At 38.3% G+C, this 7,296-nt stretch carries 7 protein-coding genes; all 7 read right to left on the bottom strand.

The features are described from left to right. The coding region (locus H0W62_10235) for a sugar ABC transporter permease (protein MBA3648908.1) at positions 1-612 on the bottom strand (612 nt) is incomplete at its 3' end. Further along, positions 609-1,727: a Gfo/Idh/MocA family oxidoreductase gene (locus H0W62_10230; protein ID MBA3648907.1), complete on the bottom strand. Its 1,119-nt coding sequence runs from the start codon at positions 1,725-1,727 to the stop codon at positions 609-611. The genes H0W62_10230 and H0W62_10235, both read right to left, overlap by 4 nt. A 46-nt stretch (positions 1,728-1,773) precedes the next feature. Continuing rightward, positions 1,774-2,124 carry a four helix bundle protein gene (locus tag H0W62_10225; GenBank protein MBA3648906.1) on the bottom strand — a complete coding sequence of 117 codons (351 nt, stop codon included), beginning with the start codon at positions 2,122-2,124 and terminating at the stop codon, positions 1,774-1,776. Positions 2,125-2,214: 90 nt separating this feature from the next. After that, on the bottom strand, positions 2,215-3,540 hold the full coding sequence (locus H0W62_10220) for an extracellular solute-binding protein (GenBank protein MBA3648905.1): 1,326 nt from the start codon (positions 3,538-3,540) through the stop codon (positions 2,215-2,217). Between the two features lie 73 nt (positions 3,541-3,613). Beyond that, positions 3,614-4,486, bottom strand: coding sequence for a LamG domain-containing protein (locus tag H0W62_10215; protein ID MBA3648904.1), 873 nt, complete (start codon positions 4,484-4,486; stop codon positions 3,614-3,616). Between the two features lie 95 nt (positions 4,487-4,581). After that, complete coding sequence (locus tag H0W62_10210; protein ID MBA3648903.1) at positions 4,582-5,673, bottom strand: hypothetical protein; 1,092 nt, start codon at positions 5,671-5,673, stop codon at positions 4,582-4,584. A gap of 39 nt (positions 5,674-5,712) precedes the next feature. Next, positions 5,713-7,290: a RagB/SusD family nutrient uptake outer membrane protein gene (locus H0W62_10205; protein MBA3648902.1), complete on the bottom strand. Its 1,578-nt coding sequence runs from the start codon at positions 7,288-7,290 to the stop codon at positions 5,713-5,715. Positions 7,291-7,296: the final 6 nt, after the last annotated feature.

Below are 7,296 nucleotides of genomic sequence, written 5' to 3'. Positions count from 1 at the left end.
TTCCATTCTCGCTGCTTCATAATATTGAGGCGGCACTGTTTGCAACCCGACCAGGAACAGAATAACGTATAAGCCGACATTTTTCCAGGTAGCCATAATGGCGATGGAATAAATAGCAACATCGGGGTTTACAAGCCAACCAACTTTGGGTATGCCCAGGGATGTAAGCATCCGGTTAATCATTCCCGCGTCATTGGCAAATAGCTGCTGCCAGAGAATAGTGATCACTACACCTGAAACAATGACGGGTAAAAAGAATGAACCTCTGAAAAAAGAAATGGCCTTGATTTTTTGATTCAGTAAATATGCTAAGAACAGGGATAATACTAATTGCAGCGGAATGTGCAGGGATAAAAATTTCAAGGTATTGCCAATTGCTTTCCAGAATAGACGATCGTGAACAAGGCGGATATAATTATCAATGCCTATGAAATGCATAGGAGCTATAATATTCCATTTATTAAAAGTTAAAAAAAAACAGAAGCAGACCGGGAACAAAACGAAAACAAATACAAATAACAGGTATGGCGATACCAGCAGATAAGGGAGCAGTTTTTTATTTTGAAATGAACTTGTTTTTTTGAAGATGCTGCCTGTAGTGTGTGTGCTCATTCCCAGCTATTAAAACTTTCAGCTAATCTTTTTGCATCGGCTGCAATTTTAAGTGATGCTACTGCATTCGATTCATTTATCACCCTCTTATGACTGGGATCTTTAATCCATTTCCATTGATCTTCAACCATTGCTGATAACATTTCCTGATAACGGTCTTCCTTATTCAAAACATCATTATATTTAATTGTTACATGGCTATCATAAATTATTTCTGAAAATCTTCCCTTAATTTTTTTATTATCATCACGCCCATTGTTATGGTAAATGATTGATAGCTTTAATACTTCAGAAAGCTTTTCCAATTGCTCTTTTAATAATAATCCATGCAGTGTCATTTTTGTGGGAACCCATTCGTATAGGGTAATTTCACCACGCTCGAATTGTAACCGCATCTCCTGCCTGTCCAATATTTTCGGCTGATCAAAACCATGGTAGAAATTTACGAATCCTTCTTTATAAAGTACGGTGGCCTGTACCCGGTCAATAATATTTTTTTCCGCTGCAGGTCGTCCCAATTGAATTGCATTTAATATCCTTCCTTCTCCGAGCCAACCGGCAAAAAGGTCGAAAAAATGAACGCCGTGCTCAATGAATATTCCACCGCTTTTGGATTCATCCCAAAACCAATGATCGGCTTTAAGGTTTTCGTCACTTGCATAATTCTCAAAAAAACCGTGAAGAAATTCACCGAGTACATTTTCATTAATGATATTTTTTACAATTCCAAACAATGGATTGTACCGCTGCATCAGGTTAACCACGTAAAGTAATTGAAGCTTTTTGGAAAGAATAGCCAATTCTTCTGCCTCGCTTGCGTGTAAGGCAGCTGGTTTTTCACAGATTACATGCTTACCGGCTAATAGTGCCTGTTTCGATTGGGCATAATGTAAATAGGGTGGCGTGGCAATATAGACGAGATCAATATTTGAGTCGTTTAAAAAGGCCTCATAATCTATATATATTTTTGAATTCCATGAGAGGTTAAATTGCCGCGCAGCAGATTCATTATTATCTGTAACTGCCACTATGCTTATTCCTGAGACCTTTGAAAATGCTTTTGCTGCAAATTGCGCAAAGCTGCCTGCACCAACGATTCCAATGTTTAGGTTCATAAGGATTTCAGGTATGAGGTTTCAGGTATGGGGTTTCAGGCGGATGTTATTTGATCCTAAGCGAAAAGGTGTAAATCATTTTTCTTACATCCGTAACAATTTCTGAAAGGGATAAAAAATCCTGTTCAGTGATAAATATTAAATCTTTTGCAAGCAAAAGCTGATATTCCAATTCTGAAGCAGAACCTGAGGCAATTGTCAAAAATCTTCTAAAATCCGGGTTGCTATTTCGGCCACAACCCTCTGCAATATTGGTAGCAATTGAAGAGGATGATCGCCTCATTTGTGAAACGATTCCATATAATTCCTCTTTAGGAAAAGAGAGAGTAATCTTATAAATCCGTAAGCATAAGCTGTGACTTTTTTGCCAAATTAAGAGTTCTTTAAAATTTCTCATATGAATCGTTATCCACCATTATAAAATATTTTAAAAATAATTTAATATTCCATACCTGATTGCTGAAAGCTGATACCTGATTGCTAAAAATTACTGACTGCTTTTTCCCAACAAAACATTCACAGCGGTTTCCGCATCCTGTATGGCTTTTTCAGGTGTTTTTTTTCCATAAACAACGCATGCTTCATATTCCTGCGAAATAATATCCAGCACTTCTACAATCACTTCACAATTATCAACTCCTTTCACATACGGCAATTGCCTGGCAAAAGTGACCATCATCGGATTCTTGTCAAAGTAATTACTGTAATATGGATCCGATCCTAAATTTTTTCTTCTTGGTAATTGGCCGGTAACTTCCAAAAACCGGTGGTCTCCTTCCTTATCAACCAGTGTTTTCAAAAAATCCCATGCCGCCTGCGGTCGTGAGCATGTATTAAACATCACAATATTTTTTGGGTCCGCATAAGTGCAGACCGGACCCTGATGGTCATCGGGAACTATTGGTTCAAAATAGTCAAATGCAAAAGTTCGATCGGGAAGAGAATGCAGATATGAAATTTCCCATGGCCCTGTCCATTTCGTTGCTATCTTTTGAGATACAAAAGGATCTTCCGCAGCGGATAATATTTCCTTTGAGAAATATCCGTTCGTATATAGAGCCTGTAAAAACTTAAATACTTCTACTGCATATTTATTATTGAATGCTGCCTTATTATTTGCAATTAAAGGCGCTCCATCCGATGCCGCAAGGTATAAAGGGTAAAAATTAAACAATCTTTGATACCAAATTGCCTTTACCTCCGTGTATCCAAACCAGTGCTGGGTAATTCCATTCTTTGCATTATTTTCTTTTAGTAATTCTGCAGCCTGCAGATAGGCGCTATATGTTTTTGGCAAAGCTGTAATGCCATTGTTTGTAAAAATGTCCTTGTTATAAATTGTTAAAAACGGATTTACTTTCCAGGGAACCTGGTAGATATGTCCGTCAGAAGAAGTTATTTCTTTTATCACATTACTATCGCATCGTTCTTGTATAAAGTCAAGAAATCCTTTCAAAGTATCCAGCGGAATTAAAACCCCTGCATGTGCATACATCTCAACATTGCCCTGCCACATATTTGCATAGATATCAGGAGTGGTTTTACCCACTACAGCGGCAAGGATTACCTCTTCGCTTGATTGGCCTTCAGGCACAGGCTGCAGGTGAACTGCCTGATCACCATGCGTTGAATCCCAGGCATTGGTAACAGAGGTGCAAAAATTTATTTCGCGGGGATTGTTTGAGCACCAAAAAAGAAGTTCTTCACTTTTTTTTGAGTTCGTTTTACAGGAGCAGATAAAAAAAAAGAAAATTAAAAAGCAATAACCACCAGGAGGGAGCAGTCCAAATCTCTGACTACTTGGTGGTGTCATTTATAACGTCAGAATTAATTCCAAAAATTAATTTTATAAGAATATCACTTTTGCTGAAGCGGATATTTAAAATTTATGGTGTATTTTGATGCGTGTAAATTAATTTAATCTGCTGGGTACTCAATGCAGTATTAAAAAACATCACATCATCAATATCACCTGTAAAAAACCCGCCATATCCTACATAATATCGATTACTGATATCAAAAGAGTATAAACTGGTCGGCAAATCCTGACCGATAATAAAATTAACTGACGACGGTACTGTTACAGGAATTCCGGGTACATTAGTCCATGATTTCACCAAATTTCCATTTATATAAAAATTCATTACACCGGGTTTAAAGGTAACTGCCACATGATACCAGGTTTCATTATTCAATACCGCCGTTTCATCATCGCGATCATAAAACACTGTATCTAACCCTTCTATGGCTCTTACAGTATAAAATATCTTATTTTGAGATTGATATTGCAGCTTATATCCATACCATCGATTTAATGATGTTAAGCAATAAAAGTCAGTATTGATAGTCCTGCCGGCTGTATCTTTTTTGCTCCAAAGGCTGATGGTCATTTCCTTAGGGTTGAGAGCAGATGTGTAAGGAACTTCTACATTACCCCCATGGTCGAAATGGTAAGCCATATCGGACCGACCAAAGCGATCTGCCGTTAAAACAGGAATTCCTGCTCCAAAATACGGATGTCCACGCATGAGCTCTCCATCATTGCCTTTCCCTGAAGCATCTTTAGTATCACCATTAAATTTCCAAAAACCAATCAGATGATTCCCTGTTACCGCATCGAACCCTTCTGATTTTGCTTCAGGTACAAGTGCAGAAGGCAGCGTTGAACTTTTTTGACATGAAGTAAAAATTACTCCCATAAAAAAAATCAAGAGAGCAAATGCAGTTACAACATTTCTAGTATTTGTGGAATGTATCATAGATTTTTTTTTACACTATATACTTTTCAATCATAATAAAGATAATAAAAAACCTCTGCAGTTAGAAACCTGCAGAGGTTTTTATAATTTAAAAATTATAATGTATTCTGATTATCATAAATGGACTTTACCTGTGCGGCACTTAATGCTACATTGTAAAACATTACATCATCTAAATCTCCTGTCCAAAAACCGCCGTAATCTACTAACCTGCTTCCACTTGGGTCTGTTGTCAGGTAATATCCTGTAGGCAGATCTTGTCCAATTACGAAGTTAATTGCGCTGCTTACAGTTATAGGACTTCCTGGAACATCCGTCCATGTTTTAACTAAATCACCATTCACATAAAAATCTTCCTCCCCGGGTTTGAAAGTAACTACGGCGTGATACCAAACTTCATTATCCAGCACTGCAACCTCATCGTCACGATCATAAAAGGTAGTATCTGCACCATTTATAGCATGTACAGTGAAAAACAACTTATTAGCAGATTGCCATTGATACTTATAACCCAGCCATCTATCAAGAGAAACCATTGTATATGTGTCAGAATTTAATAATCGTCCAGCAGTATCTTTTTTACACCATACACTAATGGTCATTTCCTGGGGATTAAGAGCAGAGGTATAGGGTACTTCAATATTGCCACCATGATCGAAGTGATAGCACATGTTTGCACGTCCAAACCGATCATTAGTAAGCGTTGGTATGCCTGATCCAAAATAGGGATGTCCTGCAGTTACTGTTCCATTATGCGCTTTACCGGAAGAGTCATTGGCATTGCCATTCATTTTCCAAAAACCAATCAGATTTTCCGCAGCTATTTCAGCAATCAAATTAGTTTTATATATATCAATAGCCGCCTGTACCTGAGCTATTGCATTAGTTACTGTTGATAGAGTGGCATTTGCATCTGAAATAATTGCCTTGGCTGCATCAACAGCGGATTGTAAAGCGCTCTTTGACCCTATCACATATTCTCCCGGCCTGGTTCCTTCAACTGTTCCGTCTAGTAAAGCCTGAGCCTCAGCAACCTTTGCTATAAGCGCTGCTTTATCTATTACAACAACGGGTACGGGTGTGCCGGTATTATTATCTTTTTTGCATGAAATAAAGCTGATCACTAAGAGGAAGCTGCAGCATGCCACAGCAGCAATTGATTTAAGAGAAAATATTCGTTTTGTCATGGTTGTTGTAAATTTTTTAAGATTAAAAAAGAATTTATATTAATGTAATGCGTGATTTCTATCCCTTTCGCTTTGTGGAATAGGAAAATGCTGATTTATACTGTAATTGAAATTTGGTTTGTCCAGAAGGGCTTGTATTGCATACGTATCCCCATATCTGATTATATCAAAATACCGGTGAAACTCAAAACCAAGTTCTACACGTCTTTCGTGGCGAATTGCCTGACGTAAGTCATCCTGGCCGGTAACAGTTACATCCGGCAAAAGTCCATCCGGAACCGTTCCATAACCGGGCAAAAAAGTATCGTACAGGTAACTTTCCCTGGCCCTTTTCCTTACTTCATTAAGAGGAATAAGAGCTTCAGCACTTCGCCCCAATTCATTCAAAGCTTCGGCATACCAAAGCAAAACATCTGCATACCGAATGGCCATATAATCAACGCTTCCATCACCCTTAAGAGCCTTACTAATTTCTGAAAATGGTTGCTGGTATTTTTTTGTAAGATAACCAGTAGGCGACCAGTCTTTACTGAATATCTCCCCGTTAAACCATGGCATGCTGTCACGGCCTACAGTATAATCTAACCGCGGATCGTATAACCCGGAAGAAGTCTTTTCAAATTCATCAACGAAATCCTGGGTCGGAGCGTCGAAATAATAACCTCCATCTACTGCCGGTGCAAACCATTGATTTAATACATTTCCGGTGAAGGGCACCTGGCCGCTTAAATGCTGAAATTCAAATACTGATTCTGAGTTGTTTTTAAAATTAACATTGAAGTTTTGATTGTATACTGGCATCAGGCTGTATATGCCACTGGAAATAACCTGGTTTGCAGCCGAAGCCGCCTGATCCCACTTTTTTTGAAATAAATATGCTTTAGCAAGCAATGCAGTAGCAGCACCACTGGTAGCCCGGCCTACATCAGCACCTGCATAAGCAGGAGCAAGATGCATTGCAGCATCAATAAGATCGGGCTCAATTACGCTTTCAAAAATAGTAGTCATTGGTGATTGCGGAACCTGTAGCTGATCAGCATTTAAAGGTGTCAGCACAAGTGGAACATCTCCAAAAATATTAATCAGTGTAAAGTAATACCACGACCTTAGGAACTTTGCTTCAGCAAGTATTCTTGCCTGTAAAGTAGCATCCATGCTGATGGGTGGCACCTTGGCAAGCACAATATTGCATCTTGTTACTCCTTCATATAACAGTGCCCACTCATCTTCAAGATTACCATTAATAGGAGTGATGTTGAAATCATCAATCAATCCGATATCCGCCTGGTCACCTGCATTACCACCTTTCGCAGCATCATCAGAAGCTACATCACCAAAAACCCATAATCGATTTTGAGGAGTATAAAAAGCCAATGGCTGATAGGCAGCATTAATTGCCAATACGGCCTGTTGCTGGGTTTGATAAAATTCCGTTTCCGGGTAATTACCAAGAATTTCTTTATCCAGAAATTTTTTGCACCCTGTTCCTGTAAAAAAAATTAAAATAGCTGATACACTATAGTAAAAACGTTTTAAAAAAAATCGCAGATATAATGTATTATTCAACGCTTTAATGTTCAGTATGGGTTTATTTATTTTGAAACTCTTCAACTGCATTGTGTA

Source organism: Chitinophagales bacterium (assembly GCA_013816805.1).
Lineage (GTDB): Bacteria > Bacteroidota > Bacteroidia > Chitinophagales > UBA10324 > MGR-bin340.
Note: the sequence above shows the minus strand (reverse complement) of the source record. Positions and strands in the feature narration are given on the sequence as shown.

What these genes read in the sequence shown, in the direction of transcription:
- H0W62_10220 (MBA3648905.1), bottom strand. Translation starts at nt 3,540, where the DNA reads ATGACACCACCAAGTAGTCAGAGATTTGGACTGCTCCCTCCTGGTGGT.
- H0W62_10205 (MBA3648902.1), bottom strand. Translation starts at nt 7,290, where the DNA reads ATGCAGTTGAAGAGTTTCAAAATAAATAAACCCATACTGAACATTAAA.
- H0W62_10230 (MBA3648907.1), bottom strand. Translation starts at nt 1,727, where the DNA reads ATGAACCTAAACATTGGAATCGTTGGTGCAGGCAGCTTTGCGCAATTT.
- H0W62_10210 (MBA3648903.1), bottom strand. Translation starts at nt 5,673, where the DNA reads ATGACAAAACGAATATTTTCTCTTAAATCAATTGCTGCTGTGGCATGC.
- H0W62_10225 (MBA3648906.1), bottom strand. Translation starts at nt 2,124, where the DNA reads ATGAGAAATTTTAAAGAACTCTTAATTTGGCAAAAAAGTCACAGCTTA.
- H0W62_10215 (MBA3648904.1), bottom strand. Translation starts at nt 4,486, where the DNA reads ATGATACATTCCACAAATACTAGAAATGTTGTAACTGCATTTGCTCTC.